The organism is Calidifontibacillus oryziterrae (assembly GCF_000331575.1).
Classification (GTDB): domain Bacteria; phylum Bacillota; class Bacilli; order Bacillales; family Bacillaceae_J; genus Calidifontibacillus_A; species Calidifontibacillus_A oryziterrae.
Map to the genome: position 1 here is coordinate 627,059 of NZ_ANOK01000003.1, position 22,255 is coordinate 649,313.

Below are 22,255 nucleotides of genomic sequence, written 5' to 3' on the forward strand. Positions count from 1 at the left end.
ACTGATCAACGCAAACTTAACAACAATTTAACCTACATTAGAACATACCATTCTCATTGGGGGAATTTTCCGGAATAGGCTGACCTACATCCCATAATTCAACGATAATATCATTATAAAAGCGAAAGATATGAACCACTGCTCCCCCAAGGTCATCTTTGTTTTGCTTTACATGTGAGTGTACAGCAACAATCTCACCATCTTCGATTACACGTTTTACTTCTATAATTATATGAGGATTATTAATTGCATTCTCTTCCATTGCGAGTAATAGTGAGTCAACATCTCCGGGGAAAAATGGATTATGATGACGAAATTCAGGACTAATGTATTTACGATATGCTTCCCGCACTTCCCCTGCTGCCACCAGTTGCAAAAACGATACCGCCTTCTCTTTAAGAGAATTTGTCATCGCAAAATCATCATTTCTATTTGGTTAATTATTTTATGAATGTATTCAACTAGCTATTTAATCTACACGTTATTATTATGTACTTTCTTTTGAGAAAAAATATGAATATTCATTCATTTTGTGTTAAAATTTGTTAAATCGAATATTGATGGGGGCGTTTTGATGTTATTAAGGACCAATTTTATGCAACAGTCGATAAATGGAGTTCAAATTGGAAAAGGTTCAGTCGCGTTTCAAGGGGTAAAATTAAGTGTCCATTGCTTTGTCGTGGATGGCGTTTTAATTGATACAGGTTCAAAATCATTAGAACATGAATTTAAACCATTTTTTAAACAACAAGATTTAGATCAAGTCGTGATCACACATTTCCATGAAGATCATACAGGTTGCGCCGCCTTTTTACAAAATGAGCTGCAGCTACCTATTTACATGAATGATATTATGCTTGATTATTGTAAAAAGAAACCCGATTATCCAATGTATCGAAAGTTGTTTTGGGGAAAACGTAATCCTTTTCATGCTAACGCAATGGGGAGTACTTTTTCATCTCGCAATGCAATATGGGACGTGATTCACACACCTGGTCATGCTATTGATCATCTTGCGTTTTTAAATAGGGAAACTGGTCAGCTATTTACTGGAGATTTATATTGTCAAGAAAAAACAAAAGTTGCTTTACGTGAAGAAAGTATTCCAACCATCATGGACTCCTTAAAAAAAGTATTAACCTATGATTTTGGAGACGTGTTTTGCTGTCATGCCGGCTTTTTAAAGGATGGGCGTGTGGCTCTCAAAAGAAAGCTCGATTATTTGATAGAGCTTCAAAGCAAAACAATTAATCTCTATGAAGATGGCTTAACAACACAACAGATTTGCAATCAGCTATTTCCAAAAAAATATCCCATCACCTATTTTTCATTAGGAGAATGGGGCGCTTCACATATTATTAATTCGATTATTCGCGAATATAGGAAGGCAACTGAGTAAGTTGATTATTCGCGAATATAGGAAGGCAACTGAGTAAGTCGATTATTCGCGAACATAGAAAGGCAACTGAGTAACTCGATTGTTCGCGAACATAGGAAGGCAACTGTGAAACTTTTGGAGATGAGAGTCGATTAATTTGAAATTCTAGTACGATTTTTAATTTTTCGGACATCAGATCCGTTATTTATCTAAATAAATTTAAAAATCCAACTCTCCCAACTTTTCATAAGCATGGCTTCTTGTTAAATTAAGAGATTGCCAGCCACTGCTTTTTAAAAACTCTCTTTCCTCTTTCCGCTGCTTTAATAATTCTTCCAAGCCTTGAACATTTCGATTTTTTTCATAGAGTTCAATCAGCGCTAGAAGCCCTGTGGATGAGAATCGATTTAAATAGGTAATATCGATTTTTCCAGTTGCCTCATAGCGGGCAATATTTTGTTCGACAACGATCATATCGAGGTTTACGACATTAATACCTGTATAATAAATGAGTGAAGCAATGAAATAAAAATGGAACAAGGATAGCTTCTCAAGCCAAATTTTGACAAGTGTATATGCAAAGATAACCATAAGGAAGATCATAAACGAATGCACAAGCACCCTTGTAAATGTGAATCCATATGCGTCTTCATACATCATCATTCGCATGAAAGCTGATACAAGAATAACTCCGCTTGATAAAACAAGAACCGTTAAGGCGATACGGATTGCTTTTTTTAAGTGCCCTAGTGAACTCTTTGTAAAATAAATAACCGCAATCGTGACGGATAAATTAATGATCGTAACAAATAACAATTCAAAAAAACCGCGTCTTGCATATTCTGCGTAGGTGTAGCCATCTCCAAGCGTGCCACTAAAAAAGTATTTGAATTGAACCGCAACAAATAGTATATAAACTAAGTCGAGAAGCAACAGTACAGTGAGAGCAATCACTCCATCCACTGAGATTGGCTTAAGAGTACTCTCTTTACTGAAAACTTCCATATTTTTTTGCAAAAGAGACTGAAAAAATCCAAAGAAAAGGAATGTGTAAATAACAATAATGACTATACGAAAAACAAAATCATCATTGAAGTTAAGTAATGTTGTGATGCCACTTAAAAGCTTTCCAAATTGGGCATCAGCTGAAATCAATAAATTAAGAATAATAAATAAAAACGGAACTGAAATCACAAAACCAATCAAGATCTTTTTCCATACTTCAAATTGCTTTTGATTGTCCCCCTGTTTGAATAGCTTTGCTATATATTTTGTGAAAAGTGCACTATAGCGAAGCCCATCAATCAATCGACGGACGATGTAATATATAAAAAGCAAGTGATTCCAATTAATTTTTTTCGGCGAAGTTATTAAAACAAGATGGAAGATAACAAGAATTGGGATCACCAACGTATTTAATGCATAAAACAGGGCTGTGTCGTTTATAAAATAGCCTGCTGATAATAGCCAAATTGAAATTAACAGTAAATAGCCAAACCTTTGATGAGTAAACGGATATGATCGAAATCTCCAGAAAAATAGTGCATAAAATGCAACAATAAAAACAAAATACGAAATGCCAATTTGGTTTCTAAAAAATGCTTCCTCGGCCACAATCCCTACGAATAAGCACAACAGCAAAAACAACCAGTCGATCTTTTCGATTTTGACGTCCAATTTCGTCTCCTCCAAATCTATATAGTTTGTTATTCTATGTATATAGAAATTATTTGTATATAGAAATTCTATGTAGATAGGCAAAAAAAGCTTAAACAGAAGCTCTTTTCCCCCATCTGTAGCTAAGTAAACATACTGGGTATAAAAGCAAAGTGAATAAAATGCAGATCCCGATAAAAGTTTCTGTTAACAATGGGCTGAACCATTCATGAGGAATAATCCGAAACACGGTCAGTACCATAAGTGAAAGATTCGGGATTAAAGCTAGCAGGAATGTTCCTTTCAACAATTTCAAGCCTTTATGACCAAATGTCCTACCTATTTCATAGCCAAGCAATGCCCAAAATAACATGTAAATCAGTGCAATCAATATCGGAATAGAGGATAACTGAACCCAAAGATCAGTTATCCAGTTCCAATCAAACAAATTATGCGCTATAGTGAGTGCTGCTCCCCCACCAAAAAACATGATATTAACAGCAACAAACAGCCATTTCATATTGCTTGGTGTAACCGAAAGCTCCTCTTTCCACATTGCGGCAATCTCTTCAGGTGTACCAAACCTTGAATAGACTTGATTTTGGATTTCAGACTCATCTTCTTGCTCGTTGAGGTTTGCAAAAAGCTCATCAAGATGAGTCTCATATTCCTTTAAAATCGACTCTTTTTCTGCGTGATTTTCCAGAGATCGTGCAAGTTGTGCTAAAAAATCATTCTTCAGCCGTTCCATGTTTTTTTCTCCCAATCACCTTGTTCATAACGGATACAAAGTCGTTCCATTCTCGGGTTTTTTCAAGAAGCATGTCTCTCCCTGCCTCGGTAATCCGATAATATTTCCTAGCAGGTCCCTTCTCCTGTTCTTGCCAATAGCATTCAATATATTCCTGCTTTTCAAGCTTATGAAGAGCTGGATAAAGCGTGCCTTCCTTGAAGGAAAACTCGTTCCCACTGCGGTTCTCCAGTTCTTTTACAAGCTCGTAACCATACATATCTCGCTCCGCTAGCAGTTGCAGCAGCAATAGCGATGTACTTCCTTTTACCAATTCTCGATTAAACATCCTATTTATCACCTACCTAGAATTATTAGGTATATAGAAATTCTATACTTATATGGATTAAATGTAAAGTGAAAATTTAATTAGTGAAAATTTAATTATAGGTGTTGTATACACTGTTTCTAAGAATGTTTTTGGGTGATTATAGTAACCACTGTTTGCTGTTCACTTTACTTTGTGGAAAGTCTTCTATAAATAATTATTTATGAATTCTACACATTTCTGATTATTTTTATCGTCTTTTGAACTCTTGCCAATTATGTAGTGTTTTTCTTTAATAGTAAAAGGATCTTCAACTTTTTCACTACCCTGCTATTTTAATGTTACTATGAATTTCACTTTTTGCATTAGAAAATTTTATAGTTTGTAATCAGTAAAATTTTCAAACTATAAATTGTTAAGTTTTGTTACATTCGTACAAGATTATTTTGAAAAGTTGCATATTCTTCCTACTATAACAAAACTAATATTCCTAGGAGTGATATAAGTGAGTGAATCACATCAAAACACAGTGATCCCAAGTAAAGTGATAGATTTGTTAGTTAATGATATTTTTCAAAAAAACGGCATCAATCTCGAGGATGGAAAAGGAAAACTATCTGTAGAGGATAAGCAAATGATCAAGGAGTTGGTTGAGGATCTACGCCTGCAAGTCGAGGCATTTTTAAAAAAGGATATTCCTTCAGTCAACTCCGATGCTGATTAAAGTGGAAAAATAACGCCCAACGAGGGCGATTTTTTTATTTTATGTAAAAAAACACATATACACAAGCACTGCGTGGAAAAACTCATATATTAAATTTAAACGTAAGGAAAGGTGGTGAAATATAAGATGTCTTCGAAAAAAAAGAAAAAGAAATATGATAAAGAGCATGAAAAAAGTAGAAGAGAAAATGGCAAACATGATTCAAATGAGACCTATGAAGAATCATATGATCATTTTTTTGATTTTCTATCAAAGGAACAACAATCCTCTACCGAGCCAGGTGATAACTTCTCTTCTTCAAAGCAATACGACGACGACAACGTAGAGGACAAGGTATTCGTAGAGTGGAACTCTGGTGAACATTCAGACGAAACTGAGGCATCTATTGATAAATCATTTGAATATCGATCAAAGGGGGATAAACAAATGGAACATCATTCTTGTGAGTACACATCCTTAGGCCATGACGAGGAACATTCAGATTATGGTTACCGTGGTCATAAAGATTCTCACTCTGCAGATGTAGTTCAAGATACAGACCAATTTGCCGCTTTCGGACAAGATTCTGATGAATTTATCTTTGTCAAAGATTCTTGCAATATTATGGTCCAAACAACCGACACACAAGCAGCGGTATCTATTCAAATTGCTTTACAGTTAGCGATTGCCCTAGTTGTTAGAATAACACTTGCTGATTCAGATCAAGGCCAAAGTGTGTTAGAAGACTTACTGCAATATTTTGATTCTGAACAAAGTAATTATCAAAAAATCTGCATTGAAAATTCAAAGGACGTTACAGTTATTACAACTGACACAGATGTGGCTGCAAACATTCAAGCTTTATTAGAAGTATTACTCTCTTTAGTTGCTAAAATCGACGTTTTATAAACTGTATTATAGTTTAGTGGAACGATCACATAAGTTTTATGTTACCAAAACGATGTAAGTTTCAATTTGGTGACGATAAAACGGATTTACTATCAGCAAAACGATTGAATTTTCGATTTGGTGACGATAAAACGGATTTACTATCAGCAAAACGATGTAAGTTTCAATTTGGTGACGATAAAACGGATTTACTATCAGCAAAACGATTGGATTTTTGATTTGGTGACGATAAAACGGATTTACTATCAGCAAAACGATTGAATTTTCGATTTGGTGACGATAAAACGGATTTACTATCAGCAAAACGATTGAATTTTCAATTTGGTGACGATAAAACGGATTTACTATCAGCAAAACGATGTAAGTTTCAATTTGGTGACGATAAAACGGATTTACTATCAGCAAAACGATTGAAGTTTCAATTTGGTGACGATAAAACGGATTTACTATCAGCAAAACGATTGAATTTTCGATTTGGTGACGATAAAACGGATTTACTATCAGCAAAACGATTGGATTTTCGATTTGGTGACGATAAAACGGATTTATCTACTTCAAATGGGTGCATATTCGAATTTAACGGTGGATAACGCTGATTAATATTGGATAATGCGAGTGTAAACATGGTTAACATAATGAGGTTTTTAAATGAAAATTTCAAAAATATAAAGAGGTGAAAAAAATGGCAGAAAAAAAATGGAGAGCTTTAGATAGTTGCGATATTGATAAAAAAACGGAAACCGATGTAATGCAAGAAGCGGATCAATTAGCTTTAAATGAACAAAAATCATTTGAATGGATTATCGTTAAAGATTCTGAGCAAGTTACTGTTCATTCAACTGACACCCAAGTCGCTGTATCCTTACAAGCTGCAATACAAGTTGCCATTGCGATTGTCATTACGTTAACTCTTGGAGATAGCCAAAAAGGAAATGCAGTCGTTCAAGACTTAAAGCAATTCTTTAAAAATAAACAACGAAATACACAAAAAACAGTTATACATGGCTCGAAGAACGTCGAAGTCATAACAACAGATACCCAAGTAGCTGTTAATATTCAAGCATTACTACAAATCCTAGTTGCTATCGTGGCAAAACTAGATGCTTTGTAAACGTATGCCCCACTAAATTTAACTTCAGAGATTATCAAAATATGTAAACACTTCAATAATCAACATCTCTCTATAAGACTAGCTCCTTAAACAAAAAATCTCCTCAGACTGTGCTGAGGAGATATAAAAATAAACGCTTGTACACATATTGACTTGTGAAAATTTTCATGCTTTCACAATTATTATCATTGCACCATTAATGTAAAGCTTATAAATTATTGTGCATTGTACAGTATCGCACAAACTTGTGCGCATTTTCGCATTGTACTACCTAACTTGTGCGCATTTTCGCATTGTACTACCTAACTTGTGCACATTTTCGCATTGTACTACGTTGTCCTAACTTGTGCACATTTTCGTATTGTACAAGGTTGTTATAACTTGTGCGCAATTCGCATTGTACAACATCGTCCAAAATTGAGTAAATTTGTTGCTTGTACATTATTGCACAATCTTGAATATTACTGCATAGCCATGTACATAATTGAACAATGTTAATTACACTTTTACATTAATATTACCGCCTACAGCCTATACTCGTAGTACCATTACAACGATTTTAAGCTCCTAGTACCATTACAACGATTTTAATCTCCTAGTTCCATTACAACAATCAATACTACCTTCAATCTCCTAGTTCCATTACAACAATCAATACCTTCAATCTCCTAGTTCCATTACAACGACCTTAACTTCCATCAATACTAGATTTTCAGAATCTCAACAACTTTTAACTATAAACTAATTCTTTTTCTTCGGTAACGATCTGTTCGACTACTTCGGCAGTGTCTAGCTCTTGATCAACTAGACCAAGCGTTTGCGCCGTAGAAGTATGAATTTCATCTAAAAGCCACGGATTATCCATTAGTGACACACCGAAGGAAGGAATCATTTCTTTAATTTTCGGGTACCACTCTTCCATATGTTGCGGGAAGCATTTTTCGATTACCTCTAGCATAACATGAACGGCAGTAGAAGCACCTGGTGACGCACCAAGTAGTGCTGCGATAGAACCGTCAGCAGCCGTAATAACTTCCGTACCAAATTGTAGGGTTCCGATGCCACCTTCAATTGTATCCTTTATAACTTGTACACGTTGACCTGCTACAACTATATCCCAATCTTCATTTTTTGCGCTCGGGATAAATTCACGTAACTCATCCATACGCTTTTCCTTCGATAACATGACTTGCTCAATCAAGTATTTTGTCAAAGGAATATTCTTCAAGCCAGCTACGATCATCGTGATAATATTATCCGGTTTCATTGATGTGATTAAATCGAACATTGACCCCGTCTTTAAAAACTTTGGTGAAAAGCCGGCATATGGCCCAAACAACAATGATTTTTTATTATTAATATATCTTGTATCAAGATGTGGTACAGACATTGGTGGAGCTCCAACCTTTGCTTTGCCGTATACTTTGGCATGATGTTCTTCGACAACATCTGGATTGTTACACACCATAAATAGGCCGCTTACCGGGAATCCACCAATATGCTTTCCTTCTGGAATACCAGACTTTTGCAATAAATGTAGGCTTCCACCACCGCTACCAATAAAGACAAATTTTGCTATATGGCGTTCAGTAGTATTGCTCTTAAGATTCCGAACCTTCAATTCCCATAAGCCGTCGGAAGTACGTTTAATATCATCAACACTATGGTTGTAATTGATGTTAATATTTTTACTTTCTAAATGGTTAAACAACATACGTGTTAAAGCCCCGAAGTTAACATCAGTTCCAGAATCAATTTTTGTCGCCGCTATAGGATCATTTCCTGCGCGATCCTGCATCATGAGCGGTATCCATTCTTTTAGCATTTCTGGATCATCGGAAAATTCCATACCTTCAAATAGTAGATTGTTAGATAATGCTTCAAAACGTTTCTTTAAAAACTCTACGTTTTGTTCCCCTTGTACAAAACTAATATGAGGCAATGGCATGATAAAATCGTGTGGATTGTGAATCAATCCATTTTTTACAAGATAAGACCAAAATTGCATTGATACTTGGAACTGTTCATTAACAGTTATAGCTTTACTTACATCAACAGATCCATCCGGTTTTTCGACCGTGTAATTTAGCTCGCATAATGCGGCGTGTCCCGTTCCCGCATTGTTCCATTCATTCGAGCTTTCCTCTCCAGCGTTTGCTAGTTTTTCAAACACTGTAATCTCCCATTGAGGTACTAATTCTTTCAAGAGTGTACCTAAAGTCGCACTCATGATTCCGGCGCCAATTAAAATGACGTCTGTTTTCGTCTCTTTGCTGCTCATTTTTCCCAACCTTTTCCCCTTTGATTTCCGATAAGAGTTAGGCGCCTTTTTTAGGCGCTTCATGCCAAAGAGCGCCTAATCACATATCTTGTATTATTTAATTATGATAATAGTATATCACTTTTATTTAATAGTGTATCACTTTTATTCATAGATTCAATACTTTTTTACTATCAAAATGATAGTAAAAAGCTATTAATGGTAAAAATTTACTTAAAAATTACAGCACACCTAAACTTTTTCATCGTATAAAAAAACTCCATATTTTACTTTCACCAGACTATCGAAATCTTGGTAATCGTTAAATTATAATGAATCCTCTACAAGTTAAAAAATCAGGCCAGTTAAACTAGGAAGCACTCGCAGACGCCTCTCTCTCCTATTTCCTTCCACTTAAGAATCGAGTTTTGTTGCAGCAAACTTATTATTTGGAAATCTACTTGATCAACTGGCAATTACTGAAAATACGGTTTCGTTGGTGTTCGTAAGAAATAGGTCACTGTAAAAAGTGTGATTCAGTCGTTATCTAAATCCTTATCAAGAAAAGATTTGATATTTACATTACTTTCATACTTTTTTTCGATCAATTGTCCAACTACAGATTTGTTAATACCATTCTTCACTGCTGCAACGATTACGATATAAAAAATAAACAGGCCTACACCCCAAAGAATAATATTTAAAAAAAGTACAAAACCTGGGACCCCAATATTTGATAACATCTTTTCACCTCTATTACTATAATAACAATTTAAAGTTCATTTTAACAAAGCAAATGAAGATTTGGAATGAAATTATCAAATTCATTTGCTCTTTTGTAGTATAATACAGTTCTGTTAGTTAATGGAATGCTAATATAGGCTAGACAAGATATTTCCAGCACTTGTCTAGCCTATATTCTTTACTATTTCAAACCATGTCAATCGAATGTTTTTCATCCTGGAACATTTGCTTTGAGATTTGTTTTGCTCGATAAATACTGGTTTTTAAGTTCATAATTTAATATTTAAACGATTTGGATTTCTTTTAATGACTGATTTTTAAAGTACTATAAAGCAATTACATCCTCATACTTTTTAGAATAATCTGACCTTTTGTCTAATTTCTTTTTTTGAATTTGAGTTAGAAATTTAGTCTCAGGTGTAACTATTTCTTCATTTTTTAGAAATTCAGTATTATCATAACATACTAGCTTGGTGCGATGAATTCTACGGGTACGATCAATACAATGATTTGTGGTAATTCGAAAATCCATGTGTTTAAAGCACAGTTCCCGTTGAAAGATTTTCGCAACGTGTACACATCTATTAATATGCACCTAAATATTCCTCAAATGTAAGATCTTTATCAGCAATTACCTGTGATGCGTTTTTTCCAACGTATCGAATATGCCATGGTTCATATTGATATCCTGTAATATGTTCCTTTCCTTTTTGATAACGGATAATAAATCCAAATTTATGCGCATTCTTTTTTACCCATTGTCCCTCTTTTGTTTCACCGAAATGCTGTGATAACCCATAATTCACGCTAGCGCTTGTCAGATCCATCGCCAATCCAGTTTGATGCTCACTCTCCCCGGGTTTCGCGCTAAACTGACCGGCACTCTCCATTCCACTCCGGATGACTTTTGCAGCAAAAATATCATTTTGACGGTCGTACGAACGGTATCCGGAAAGTGCATACAGATGAATGTTTTCTCGTTTTGCTTCTTGAAACATTGCTTCTAGAGCTAGAGCAGCATCTTTTCTCATTAATTTTTTTGTGTCGTATTGTTGAAAAGGAAAATTTACATTCGGAACAACAAGGTCTTGTGGAACATAACCTTCCGGTAAAGCATTGTTCTTATTCACTAGTACTAATATACTTTCAGGATTTGATACAAAAATATGATCAGTGAGCAGCGCATCCTGTAAATATGTTCTCGTTTTCGGTCCATATACGCCATCATTAGCGATATCACCGAATTTACTTTGAAAATCTCTGACTACAGCTTTAGTGCCTATGTCATATACTCCATCTTCACTAAGAACATAATTTAATCTGTTGAAAGCTTTTTGAATTATTTTTACGTTTTCACCTCTTTCATTAGTACTCAATACTTCATAAGGTAAAGAATTAACAAGATCAATTAATTCGTGGTCTGGAATGTGCAATTTTTGCCCAGGATAAATCATATTACTTGTTAATCTGTTGTGTTTTTTTAAATGGGAAGAAGTCATATTGAATTGGGATGCTATTTTTTGTAGCGTATCTCCCGACTGAACGGTATATACTTTTGATTGTTGGGGTATTATTTTTTCGGAACCATCTGGAATTTTTAATTTTTGTCCGGGATAGATTACATCCGTTGTTAACTTGTTAAAAATCTTTAACTGACTAACACTTGTACTTAATTTGTTTGCAATTTTATACAAGGTATCTCCAGATTTCACGATATAATTCATTTGTTTTGGTATTTTCAGCTGTTGTCCAGGGTAAATCATAGAAGTTGTTAATCGATTTTGATTTATTAATTGTGATACAGATATTCCATATTTATTTGCAATTTTATGTAGTGTATCTCCTGATTTAACCGTATATATATGTGTGGCTTGTGAGTACGATTGCGTTACATTTGTATTAGCCGCAGCTTCAACATCAACAAATGGGAAGGAAGCAACCAATAATGTTCCAAGCAAAACGTTTACGGTTTTAATTTTTACTCCTGAAAAATTTTTCTGCACATAATCTCGAACTGTATTTTCTAAATTTTTCTTTTCCTCTTTTGATATTGTGTCAAATTCTTTTGCGAATTCACTTAATTGATCATTCATATATAGTTCAAGCGTAAATCCGTCTTCATTTTCAATCAGTCTTTTTACTGCTAATAAATCCATTTCCCTGCCCCCTTTTTTCTTATTGTTTGCTGATGAAAAAGAAATATTTACATTAACAAAAAAGTATATATGCTCGTATTGAAGGTTTTTTCTGAATTATGATATAAAATGATTTAAAATTCCAATATTCGGTAACTGCTTTCTCTTAAAAAGAAAGCATATCCATAATTGAGTAACAAAATAAGCGGAATTGAACCCGTCCAGATTTCTTTCAACTAATTGTAGAAGCGATAGCCTAATTGTGCTATCGCCTCGTTTTATACCTACTATTTAAGAAATTCCTATTCTATGCCGCTATAGAAAAGTAAAATCACCCTATTTTAATTGGTGTTTCTTTTACTATTTCGTGAACTATTATTGTAGATATCACAGCTATAACAATCGATCCTACAATCGCGATCGCAACATGTGGTACTGGAATATTTAAGTTCAGTAATCCCATAATTGGTTTAGGCGTGTTAAACGCCCATAATAAATCATTTAGTGATACTATTATGAGAGCAATCACAATGGAAACAAATCCGCCAGACCCCCCATAGCGAAGAAATCCTAACCCAATTAACCAGCCAGTAAGAAAATATATCATAATTACAATGAAATAAGAGATGCTAGTCAATAACCAACTGTTGATACCAAGTGGTGATAACACAACCTCCGTGAGTAGGTTCATTTTCAATAAGCTTATGACCCAAGTTAGAATCGCTGTAATTCCAATGATCGTAATGGCTAGACCAATTGATGATATCAATGCTCCTTGAAAATATGATTTTCTAGTTACACCATGCTTTATATACATTCGTAGGAATGCTGAGCTTGAAATAATCCCACAAACGAGCATAAAGATTGTTGCCGTTTGAAACGTAAAGGTAAGTAGCGAAATCGATCTTATTTCTGGCTCATTCAGGAACCATACAATTGCAAAGTAACAAACATAAACAATTGGCAAGTACCATGCTACCCATTTCATTTGTACTAAGTATAGGTCAACCGTTACTTTCTTTCCGATTTCGTTCATTTTAATTTCCCGCCTTTGTTAATTGGATAAACAAATCATGAAGTGAAACATTTCCTATTTCTAGCCCTCTTCGTTTTACATCATCTTCTATTTCTTTTGGGAATTCTCCATACACCATCACCGATTTTGTTCCACCTAACTGTTGTTCACTCAAAACTTGAAGTCCAGCGACTACTTCGTCTACGTCTATACTCGAACCTGTCACAGAGAATCCTTTTTGCATTAAAGAATCCATATCATCTTGAATTATTAATTTCCCTTTATGAATAATAAGAACTTCGTCAAACAAGTATTCCATCTCTGATACTAAGTGGGTAGATAAAATAAAAAGTCTAGGATAACGTGCTTGCTCTTCTAGAATTTCTTTATAAAAAATTTCTCGAGTTGGAGCATCCATCCCTTGGTAAGCCTCATCGAAAATAGTGATTGGAGTTCTATTCGCTAATCCGATTGTTACATTAAAAGCGGACTGCATTCCCGTTGATAATTTTCTTAGTGGTTTATTTGTTGGTAGCTCGAAAACCTCTACTAATTGTTCCGCATATTTGCGATCAAAGGCAGGTCGATAGCGCTCTGCCAGTTCAAAATATTGAATAATTGTGTCATATTCATCTTTATAGTCTGTTTGGTGTACAAATGTAACTTGAGACACTGCTTTTTCATTTTCAAAAATGCTTTCTCCATCGATTTTTATTTCACCACTTGTCGCCTTTCGGTATGCAGCTATTAAAGAAAGTAGACTTGTTTTCCCAGCACCATTTCGACCGATTAATCCATAAATTTTCCCGTTTTCTAACGTGAAATTAATATCCGTCAATGCTTCAAATTCATTATAAGAAACACTTATATTGTTTGCTTCCACTTTCCTAGTCATCTTCTACACTACCTTTCAATTTCTCAATTATTTTCACGACATCATGGTCTGACAACCGCAGCTTTTTCGCTTCTTTTAACATCGGTAGGACAAATTCCTCAGCAAAACCTTCTCTTCGTTGTTGTACCAATTTGTCTTTCGCCCCTTCCGCCACAAACATTCCCACACCCCTCTTTTTATAAATTATCCCTTCTTCTACAAGGAGGTTAATTCCCTTCGCAACAGTAATGTGATTGACCTTATAAAATTGTACGAGCTGGTTTGTCGATGGAATTTGCTCATGCTCTTGTAGTTGATCATTAATAATCTGATCTTCAATTACTTCTTTTATTTGGATAAATATCGGCTTTTTATCATCCAAAGATTTACTCAACGGTTGAGTCACCTCCATTCCATTTTATCTTGTTATATGGTTATATAGTTATGTATATAACTATATATGAATTAGGTTTTTTAGTCAAATGTAAAAGACGACCACTTTGATCGTGGTCGTCAATTTTATCGTACTTCTTTTTCTACAGTATTTGTCTATTACATCGCAGTGGAATCTGCTCTTAAACGAAAACAGACGCATTTCTTAATGAAATGCGTCTGATAATTTAATAATATAAAATGGATAAATACCGTTCGTTATCATTCTCTCCACTTATATTATACCATGACTTACAGGTTATTTATAGACTGATCTTTTTATCATTTCCATACTATACTGTTACAGTAATACACAATTTTAAAATATAAGGAGTGTATCAATATGAACGACAAAAAAGATGTTCTAGATAATGGTCCTTTTTTCCACGGTACTAAAGCGGAACTGAAAATTGGAGATTTATTAGTACCTCAACACTTATCAAATTACCAAGATAAAAAATCAAACCATATATATTTTTCTGCAACTTTAAATGCGGCTAAATGGGGTGCAGAATTAGCAAGATCTAATTCAAAAGAACGAATATATATTGTAGAACCATTAGGTAATTTTGAAAATGATCCAAACTTAACGGACAAGAGATTTCCTGGAAACCCAACACGTTCTTATCGGTCTAAATCTCCTTTGAAAATAGTAGCTGAATTATGCTCATGGGAAAGACATTCCGACGAAGAAATAAATCAAATGCTTACATCTTTAGAAAAATTAAGTGAACTAGGTGAAAATGCAATAGATGATTAATTCAATATTTCTATAAGGTAATGATTTGATTTAAATTAATAACATATAATGATAGTTTAAATAAATACGTGAAAGACTTGAAAAAACATCCCCTTACTTTAGGATAACTGGATCTCTTTCGGGGTGCAAAAATTGTAAAAACAGGTTAAATAGCGTACGTACGAAATCGATTGGTATGAGAATTTATAAGCGGAGAATTTCCGATTAATTGAAATTTTGAGGTTAAATAAGCAGATATAACCGGAGAATTTCCGATTAACACCCTAAATATGGCAAAATAACAGGATTTTTATAATATAACCGGAAAAACTCCCTTTATTTCGAGGGAAATTTAAGTATTTTCCAATTTAAACGGAATTCCTCCGTTTATTACAATCCCGGTATAATCAGATTATTGAAATCACAGTAAAATCAGATGGCCATTTCGATCTATTTTAGCTATTCAATGATCACATAGAGAAATTCTATTCGCTAATTGATTATTACTATGTCATTTAGATTGCGATTTTATATGCCAATTTACTAATAAACACTGATACAGCAACAAAAAATAGGGTGAGAATATCACTTGTGATTTCTCACCCTATTTGCATTGTGATTTATTGTATTGCACCTTTAAAGAGAACCCGTTAACTTTAGGATGGGGATGTTTTTTTCATACTTAAAAGTCATTAATTTAGATTTAATTTCGAACACAAAAATTGTTCTAAAAGGATAAGTGATGATTATTTGTCAGATGCTATGTGATCTCTGTCAGCAGCATGAGGTGGTTTCTCCATCCAACCGTTCTCAATGTAAATTTCCGCTGCATCCTCAACAAATGCTTGGATGTTTAGTAATGATCTAGAATAAAGTAACCCCAAATCATGTCTTGCAGTTACTGCCGCTGAATTTCCAAACGCCCTTATTTTCATAGAGAACATATCCATCTTATGGGATACCATGATCTTATCTGAAAAAGGTGAAAATGATGATGTTGTAACTAAATGATCTAAATAAGGAGGAGCAGGCAAATTTTCATTACTTAGCTTTTTCATATACCGTTCCAAATTTCTATGTGTAAGGTTTTCCCCTCTTTTGAAAAGGTCGCGAATTTTTTCATTTTGGGCTACCTGGGCAAAAGACATAATTAATGCTTTACTCGTAACATTGTTTTCGATATTATCATACAAATGTGCAATTTCCAATGCTTGCATCGGACGCACATGTCCAAAAAAGCCATTTAAAAAGTCGTTATGAGCAAATACTACTTTTTCTGGTACTGGTATAATAGGTGGTTTAATAATGAATCCTTTATTCATTAATATTTCTTTTGTTTGGTCCATTAAAGCTTTGGTAGAATCTATACAATAATTATAAAATTCTTTTACATCATTTCTATATACTAGAGGAAAGGCGACGTTGTAAATACTCGCTCCTGCTTTTGCTGTGTATTTTATATAATGTACGTAAAATTCATCTTGGAATAACCGAGGAGCACTAAGGTTAACGTCCTCTTCATCGAATCCTTTAGGGATTGGAAAGTTTTCCTTTTCGAATATTCCTTTAATGGTTTCTATGAAATCTACGCTTAAATTATAAGCATTTTCTAGTAATGTCCTAATATCTTCATCCTCTACGTGTTGAAGAAAATAACTTAAAATGCATTTAGACTTGCTATTACCCATATATGTTGCCCAAAGTTTTCCCATTTCTGATGATGTTAATGGTTCCGTACTGTTTGTTTTAGTTGAGGTTATATTGATTGGTTTAAGCGAATACATAGAGAAATCCCCTTTTTAGTGTTTTGCTTAGTATTCACTTCTAATCAAATCATATTCAAGATTTCACCACCGATAAAGATTTTCAGTACGTACGTTTTGTTTTTCGTTATCTTGTTGGCTAAAAAAAGCGCATTCCTATTATGGAATAGCGCTCGATCATTGAAGATATTGTTATTAGCAAGCTTAATTTAGGGGACAGCATGATTAATTAACGAAAAGTACTATTAATGTTTATATTACGGCAATCCATATTTCATTTAATGAATTTGGGCTATGAATATCAGAATCTATATATGCTTCTATGGCTGGAAGCTCAGCTATTTCAAATCCATTGGAAGGGATCCATTCTGAATAAATTTGTTTCCAAGCATTTACCATTGCTGTTGGAGCAGGTCCATGCACTTCAAAAACAATCCATTTAGCTGCGGGGAATTGATAGCTCAAGAATCCTTCAGGAACATCTCCCACATGCTCTGCGGCAATCCAGTAATCAATTGTATTATTCTGTCCATTATAATTATCAGTCATTCCTAATAAACCCTTTATTTCTCCGTTAATAAATTGTATCAGCTTGTTGACTGTTCCATTCGCATTAACATCTTGCCAAAATTCTGGGATACCTTGACCTTTTGCGTCAGCACCACATGGACATTCACGTTTAATACCAATTACTAGGAAAGCATCTCTTTCAATTATTTGATATTTCATCGGTTCTACTCCTTTCTAACTCCTCTATATTTCAGGTGGCTATACGATTAAACTTTCTAACTGACCGTCTAACGAAAAATGTTATCTTTAATGACTGCCCTCTATTATTGAATATTTATTGGACCTTTCCATATACGTTTATTTATCGCCTCGGAGACAAATAGCAATATAAAAGATGTAGAGACACCGTACCATTTATCCCACCACACGAGACTGTGGTGGATGCCGTATTTTTGCAAAATCATGATCAAAAAATAAGTGAGTGTGACAATAATTGGATATTTCAACCATTTGCGTTTCCAGCGGATTTTCAAAGTAAGAGTGAACAAAAATGTGTAGATCATCCAATACACAACTGCAAATGCTGATGAATCATGATAAGGATCATGGAACCAGCCTATTTCATAAATCCGAGTGCTAAGAAATATCATTGGTATTGTAATCTGCACATTTCCGATTAGAGCTGCCGTAATGAGATACAGAGTTATAAAGTGAAGGAAACCCCTTAGAGGTAGCATCAATTTTGGAAACCATAGCTTTGCCAATGAAAAATATAATGGAAGTCCAATGGCGGTATAACTTATTCTCCACCAATTATGGCGGTATAGGTCCAATTCCAAGAACAGCCATTCGATTCCGACAAACATTCCGGTAAACACCAAAATGAATCGCCATGAGCATTGAAAAACAGCTATCAATACAGCTACCACTGGCAAGGAAAGCAAATTTGATGCCATCCCACCTAAATTGCTATCATAAAATTCGCTTTTCTGAATAATCTCAGGGTAAAATTGATAACAACTTAGAAATATATAGTTAATCGAATCGATTACATAGGCAACACTGGACATGACCATGAACAACAGTAGGCTTCTATATGTTTTGGATTTGAGACAGACGAAAACCAGCAGTGTTATGCTTAATATTGCCAAGCTTAGATACCATAGTGAATTGGAATGCATACACGAATTTTCCATCCTCTGTCTTTTTACTTTAGAATTCCCATACTAGATATTTATTACTCAATTTTCACTATATTTTCCCATTTGTTGTACTTTATGAATCAATACGATCGGTGAACAGAGCATAAGAAAGAGAAATTCGCAACGCTGCGCTAAAGCTCTTTTGCAAATATGGTTCGGACAAAACAAATATAAATGAAATTGCTCAATATGTTGGGGTTTCTCCTGAACCAAGTAAACCTTACTAATAATCCTCTTGCTGATTCTAATGCTGCTTGTCCCCATTTTGTATTTAACAACATTCCTCATTTCCCCTCTTGTACATTGAGTGAAATATTGCTCATCAAGCCAAACTGTCAAAATTATTAAAGAACAAAAAAAGACGTCGGTTTCTTAACAGCTAAGAAACGACGTCTTTTTTTATAAATTGCTCTCTAAAATAAAATATATCTTTCGGAAGTATTTGAAAGCAAGTTCAAAATTAGGAATTCCGCAAAATCTTATCCATCGCTTTTCCCTTTGCTAACTCATCGATTATTTTTCCGCTCTTTTCTCTACATATCAAATAGGTTTCTGAATAAAAATCATTTACCTTTTTCCATGCGAAGATCTTCTTTTTCCCCTTTTTCATAAAATAAATATGCAAACCAATTTCTATTATCAACGTTCACATGCATATCCATCTTTATCGCGATCCATTTTTGCCTGATAGGCAGGATGGCCCTCAGAAACACCGTCTGGATATACATTTCGTAATTCTGTACAGTTTTTAAAATTATCTTTTCCTGCATTAGATGTTCTTGGAGTGTTTACTGGATTTTTTACTGAGCCAGTTCCCGCTTTATCAAGATCGCCTTTTGTCGTTCCGTTTTCTCCATACGCCCATAAACCTTTATTATTTTCTCTAGCTTCCTTCGCAAACTTCACAAAAAACTTACTATATGTCACATCAGGTGGATACGTTGAAGGTTCAGCAAATCCGTTTAGCACTAAATCAGCATTAAACATTTTCGAACGTATCTCAGATTCATTCATAACATTTGTCGGAATCGCCATCCATATAAGTCTTAACGAACGCCCATAACGATCTGTGTCAGAAACGTCTTTTTGCAAGTAAATTTGTTTTCCGTTAAGCTTTGATTTTGTGTAATTACTTGCTTCCTTCCCATATTCTTCCGTTCTCGTGGTGGATTCAGGCGTATTGACCCCAACCAATCTTACCTTTGTACCATCAGACAACTCAACGGTATCGCCATCAACCACCCTTGATACAGTGGCCAAAACTAAACCAAGACTTGCCGCATCTTTTATTTTTGATTCCGTTATAACTTCATTTTTTTCCCGTTTTTCTATTTCTTCTTTTTTTTCAACTTCTAGAGGTTTTTCAACTTCGTCGATTTCCTCTATTTCTTCGCCTTCTTCTACTTCTTCAATTTCTTCATGTGTTTCTTGTTGTATTTCTTCTTCAGGTTGTTCTTGTTCAACCTCTGCATTTTGTTCCACTCCTGGGCTAGAATCAGTGCCTTTATTATCTGTCGTTTCATCAGTTGACGTTGGCATCATGACGGCGATTATAAAAAGTACAAGTGATAATAACGCAACAAGACCGCCTTGATTCTTCTTTTTGGTTAATTTATTAACTACTATTAAGATCATACCAACAACTATACCAATGAGCCCAATAGCTCCTATCAAAGCATCCATATAAACCTCCAAAAACGAATTGTCATTTTACTAATTTAACATTATAAATAAGGAAATCCTGTTATTAATGAAACCCTGTCATTTGGCAGGGCTTCTTTTTTGAAATAACTTATAAAATTCTTTCGTTATTATACCACAATTTTTAAAAAATCTATCCTTCATGCAAATTTGCCTATGAAACATTTAATAATTAGGTGTTAGCAAATGAAAATTATTGGTAGAATATAAACATACTATCAACCGAATGAAAGGATTGAATAATTTTGACTAATATCGTCATTTGTGGCAGTTCAGGTAAAATGGGAAAGGTGATTCATAACATTATTTCTACTAGAGATGAATGTACAGTTGTGGCAGGAATTGATAAAAATACAGACGGTTCAACTGATTTTCCAGTAGTATCGACTCCTAACTTACTCTCTTCTCTTTCTATTGAGCCGGATGTGATTATTGATTTTTCTCACCCATCCGTACTTGATGAATTACTAGATTATTGCCTAACTAATAGAGTTGCGCTCGTTATTGCGACAACTGGATATAGCAAGGAAGAAATTGACAAGATTCATAAAGCTGCAAAAGATATTCCTTTATTCTTTACAGCCAATATGTCTCTTGGTGTCAATTTGATTGCTGAACTAGCGAAAAAAGCAGTTTCTATTTTAGGTGATCAGTTTGATATTGAAATCGTCGAAAAACACCATAACCAAAAGATCGATGCACCTTCAGGCACCGCGCTTATGCTTGCTGATGCGATTAACGAAGAAGTAGATCATCAATATACTTATACATACGACCGACAAAGCGTTCGTGAAAAAAGAACAAAGAAAGAAATAGGTCTTCATGCTATCCGCGGGGGCACAATCGTTGGCGATCATGATATTATTTTTGCTGGTCGGGATGAAATCGTAACCATTTCCCATCATGCAGCTTCTAAAGAAATTTTTGCTGTTGGGGCCGTTAACGCAGCCATTTTCTTAAAAGGGAAAGAACCAGGATTATATAATATGAAAAATTTGATTTAATAAGATAGATAAACCTTGTTATAAAGTCAATACAGAGAGATTCAGCAACTATTGATTAAACAAATAAACCATCCATTCGTTGGACTGCACCCCTATTGTTAGACACAATGCTAACAATTGAAGGTGTAGTTCATAGTTTGGATGGTTTTTGCAATTCTATTTTTGTATTAAACAATAGAGTGCTATTTGTACACTAACACCAGTACAGCTATTTGCCAAGTCATTAAAAAATGTCGGTTATGAAAACCGACATTTTGATCGGGCTTTTTTACTAACGCTTCGTATAGTTTAAGTGAAAATCTTCACAATTCTTTGTGTAGGAGCATATAAAAAAAGAAGCATTCTTATTAAAGAAAAGCGCCCGTTTGTGGAACTAATGAGTGAAAATTAAACCAATTATTTAATTGCTTTAGTTGCGATATAACAAGGCATAAATTCTGTTAATTTTCCTTCATGGTGATTGTCCTCATAAAGGTCTTTAAGCTGAAATCCAGCTTTCATCTGTCCGCCAATCTGGGTTTCTAATGAATGGCTGAATTGCAATCCACCCATTTTAATTAATTCTTCAACCTTATTTTCCTTATTTTCCTTCAGTCCATCGTAAGGTAATTTATTTAGCACCTCTAGTTCTTGATCTCCATCACCAAACATGTAGACAACAGGGTTTGTAAATCCAGCAAGAAGTACTCCACCTTTTTTCAAAACCCGATAACACTCATTCCAAACATGTTCTACATTTTGGACATAGCAGTTGGATACAGGATGAAAAATCATGTCGAATGTATTATCCGCAAATGGTAAAGTCTTGCTCATATCACCTTTGATGATTTCTATGGAATACCCTTCTCTGTCTGCAACCATTTTCTCCAACTCTAATTGCTTATCCGAATAATCAAAAACAGTTACTTCCGCCATTTGTGCTGCGAAAATCGGGCATTGTTGAGCGCCACCACTAGCAAGTCCTAAAACCTTTGCACCATTTAATGGGATAAACCAATCTTGAGGAACAGTTTTGCAAGGGGTACCGTCAGGAAACCGCATTTATCTTAACTTTGATGTGA

23 protein-coding genes are annotated in these 22,255 nt (G+C 34.6%); 8 read left to right on the plus strand and 15 right to left on the minus strand.

The window, feature by feature from the left end; translation table 11 throughout:
- Nucleotides 1–37: 37 nt before the first annotated feature.
- Complete coding sequence (locus D612_RS0103205; RefSeq protein ID WP_026092373.1) at nucleotides 38–412, minus strand: nuclear transport factor 2 family protein; 375 nt, start codon at nucleotides 410–412, stop codon at nucleotides 38–40.
- A 162-nt stretch (nucleotides 413–574) separates the two neighbouring features.
- Between D612_RS0103205 and D612_RS0103210 the strand changes: the two genes are divergently transcribed.
- Nucleotides 575–1,399, plus strand: a complete 825-nt coding sequence (locus tag D612_RS0103210) for an MBL fold metallo-hydrolase (RefSeq protein ID WP_017754043.1) — start codon at nucleotides 575–577, stop codon at nucleotides 1,397–1,399.
- Between the two features lie 198 nt (nucleotides 1,400–1,597).
- Here D612_RS0103210 and D612_RS0103215 read toward each other — a convergent pair whose 3' ends face one another.
- The 3 genes from D612_RS0103215 to D612_RS0103225 form a co-directional block, all read right to left on the minus strand.
- On the minus strand, nucleotides 1,598–3,055 hold the full coding sequence (locus D612_RS0103215; RefSeq protein WP_017754044.1) for a DUF4153 domain-containing protein: 1,458 nt from the start codon (nucleotides 3,053–3,055) through the stop codon (nucleotides 1,598–1,600).
- Nucleotides 3,056–3,146: 91 nt separating this feature from the next.
- A complete protein-coding gene (locus D612_RS0103220; RefSeq protein WP_017754045.1) occupies nucleotides 3,147–3,785 on the minus strand; it encodes an HAAS signaling domain-containing protein in 639 nt (212 codons plus the stop codon).
- Nucleotides 3,766–4,113 (minus strand): PadR family transcriptional regulator, encoded by a 348-nt coding sequence (locus tag D612_RS0103225; RefSeq protein ID WP_017754046.1) that lies wholly within the window; start codon nucleotides 4,111–4,113, stop codon nucleotides 3,766–3,768. Before D612_RS0103225 ends, D612_RS0103220 begins: the two co-directional genes overlap by 20 nt.
- A 484-nt stretch (nucleotides 4,114–4,597) precedes the next feature.
- Here D612_RS0103225 and D612_RS0103230 point away from each other — a divergent pair, with 484 nt between their 5' ends.
- The 5 genes from D612_RS0103230 (at nucleotide 4,598) to D612_RS0103250 (ending at nucleotide 6,815) form a co-directional block, all read left to right on the plus strand.
- Nucleotides 4,598–4,816: a hypothetical protein gene (locus D612_RS0103230; protein ID WP_017754047.1), complete on the plus strand. Its 219-nt coding sequence runs from the start codon at nucleotides 4,598–4,600 to the stop codon at nucleotides 4,814–4,816.
- Between the two features lie 126 nt (nucleotides 4,817–4,942).
- Nucleotides 4,943–5,704 (plus strand): spore coat protein, encoded by a 762-nt coding sequence (locus D612_RS19900; RefSeq protein WP_017754048.1) that lies wholly within the window; start codon nucleotides 4,943–4,945, stop codon nucleotides 5,702–5,704.
- A gap of 38 nt (nucleotides 5,705–5,742) precedes the next feature.
- Nucleotides 5,743–5,922: a hypothetical protein gene (locus tag D612_RS19685; protein ID WP_017754049.1), complete on the plus strand. Its 180-nt coding sequence runs from the start codon at nucleotides 5,743–5,745 to the stop codon at nucleotides 5,920–5,922.
- A 39-nt stretch (nucleotides 5,923–5,961) separates the two neighbouring features.
- Complete coding sequence (locus tag D612_RS19905; RefSeq protein WP_017754050.1) at nucleotides 5,962–6,294, plus strand: hypothetical protein; 333 nt, start codon at nucleotides 5,962–5,964, stop codon at nucleotides 6,292–6,294.
- Between the two features lie 92 nt (nucleotides 6,295–6,386).
- Nucleotides 6,387–6,815 carry a spore coat protein gene (locus D612_RS0103250; protein WP_017754051.1) on the plus strand — a complete coding sequence of 143 codons (429 nt, stop codon included), beginning with the start codon at nucleotides 6,387–6,389 and terminating at the stop codon, nucleotides 6,813–6,815.
- Nucleotides 6,816–7,545: 730 nt separating this feature from the next.
- Here the strand turns inward: D612_RS0103250 and D612_RS0103255 are convergent.
- The 6 genes from D612_RS0103255 to D612_RS0103285 all read right to left on the minus strand — a co-directional run bounded on the left by D612_RS0103255 (nucleotide 7,546) and on the right by D612_RS0103285 (nucleotide 14,237).
- Complete coding sequence (locus tag D612_RS0103255; protein ID WP_034725816.1) at nucleotides 7,546–9,096, minus strand: malate:quinone oxidoreductase; 1,551 nt, start codon at nucleotides 9,094–9,096, stop codon at nucleotides 7,546–7,548.
- 515 nt (nucleotides 9,097–9,611) lie between these two features.
- Nucleotides 9,612–9,818, minus strand: a complete 207-nt coding sequence (locus tag D612_RS0103260) for a hypothetical protein (RefSeq protein WP_017754053.1) — start codon at nucleotides 9,816–9,818, stop codon at nucleotides 9,612–9,614.
- Nucleotides 9,819–10,403: 585 nt separating this feature from the next.
- The gene (locus tag D612_RS0103270; protein WP_017754055.1) at nucleotides 10,404–11,975 is read right to left on the minus strand and encodes a LysM peptidoglycan-binding domain-containing protein; all 1,572 of its coding nucleotides are present in this window, start codon (nucleotides 11,973–11,975) and stop codon (nucleotides 10,404–10,406) included.
- Between the two features lie 310 nt (nucleotides 11,976–12,285).
- On the minus strand, nucleotides 12,286–12,990 hold the full coding sequence (locus D612_RS0103275; RefSeq protein WP_017754056.1) for a hypothetical protein: 705 nt from the start codon (nucleotides 12,988–12,990) through the stop codon (nucleotides 12,286–12,288).
- Nucleotide 12,991: 1 nt separating this feature from the next.
- The gene (locus tag D612_RS0103280; protein WP_017754057.1) at nucleotides 12,992–13,864 is read right to left on the minus strand and encodes an ATP-binding cassette domain-containing protein; all 873 of its coding nucleotides are present in this window, start codon (nucleotides 13,862–13,864) and stop codon (nucleotides 12,992–12,994) included.
- Nucleotides 13,857–14,237 carry a GntR family transcriptional regulator gene (locus D612_RS0103285; RefSeq protein ID WP_017754058.1) on the minus strand — a complete coding sequence of 127 codons (381 nt, stop codon included), beginning with the start codon at nucleotides 14,235–14,237 and terminating at the stop codon, nucleotides 13,857–13,859. The genes D612_RS0103280 and D612_RS0103285 overlap by 8 nt, the downstream gene beginning before the upstream one ends.
- Before the next feature lie 381 nt (nucleotides 14,238–14,618).
- Between D612_RS0103285 and arr the strand changes: the two genes are divergently transcribed.
- The gene (gene arr, locus D612_RS0103290) at nucleotides 14,619–15,035 is read left to right on the plus strand and encodes an NAD(+)--rifampin ADP-ribosyltransferase (RefSeq protein ID WP_017754059.1); all 417 of its coding nucleotides are present in this window, start codon (nucleotides 14,619–14,621) and stop codon (nucleotides 15,033–15,035) included.
- Between the two features lie 725 nt (nucleotides 15,036–15,760).
- Here the strand turns inward: arr and D612_RS0103295 are convergent.
- The 4 genes from D612_RS0103295 to D612_RS19205 form a co-directional block, all read right to left on the minus strand.
- Nucleotides 15,761–16,798, minus strand: a complete 1,038-nt coding sequence (locus D612_RS0103295; protein WP_017754060.1) for a DUF3231 family protein — start codon at nucleotides 16,796–16,798, stop codon at nucleotides 15,761–15,763.
- Nucleotides 16,799–17,029: 231 nt separating this feature from the next.
- A complete protein-coding gene (locus tag D612_RS0103300) occupies nucleotides 17,030–17,506 on the minus strand; it encodes a GyrI-like domain-containing protein (RefSeq protein ID WP_017754061.1) in 477 nt (158 codons plus the stop codon).
- 104 nt (nucleotides 17,507–17,610) lie between these two features.
- A complete protein-coding gene (locus tag D612_RS17755; protein WP_026092375.1) occupies nucleotides 17,611–18,243 on the minus strand; it encodes a hypothetical protein in 633 nt (210 codons plus the stop codon).
- Nucleotides 18,244–19,128: 885 nt separating this feature from the next.
- On the minus strand, nucleotides 19,129–20,172 hold the full coding sequence (locus D612_RS19205) for a thermonuclease family protein (RefSeq protein ID WP_017754064.1): 1,044 nt from the start codon (nucleotides 20,170–20,172) through the stop codon (nucleotides 19,129–19,131).
- Nucleotides 20,173–20,435: 263 nt separating this feature from the next.
- Here D612_RS19205 and dapB point away from each other — a divergent pair, with 263 nt between their 5' ends.
- Nucleotides 20,436–21,194: a 4-hydroxy-tetrahydrodipicolinate reductase gene (dapB, locus tag D612_RS0103325; protein ID WP_017754065.1), complete on the plus strand. Its 759-nt coding sequence runs from the start codon at nucleotides 20,436–20,438 to the stop codon at nucleotides 21,192–21,194.
- A gap of 396 nt (nucleotides 21,195–21,590) precedes the next feature.
- Here dapB and D612_RS0103330 read toward each other — a convergent pair whose 3' ends face one another.
- A complete protein-coding gene (locus tag D612_RS0103330; RefSeq protein WP_017754066.1) occupies nucleotides 21,591–22,235 on the minus strand; it encodes a class I SAM-dependent methyltransferase in 645 nt (214 codons plus the stop codon).
- Nucleotides 22,236–22,255: the final 20 nt, after the last annotated feature.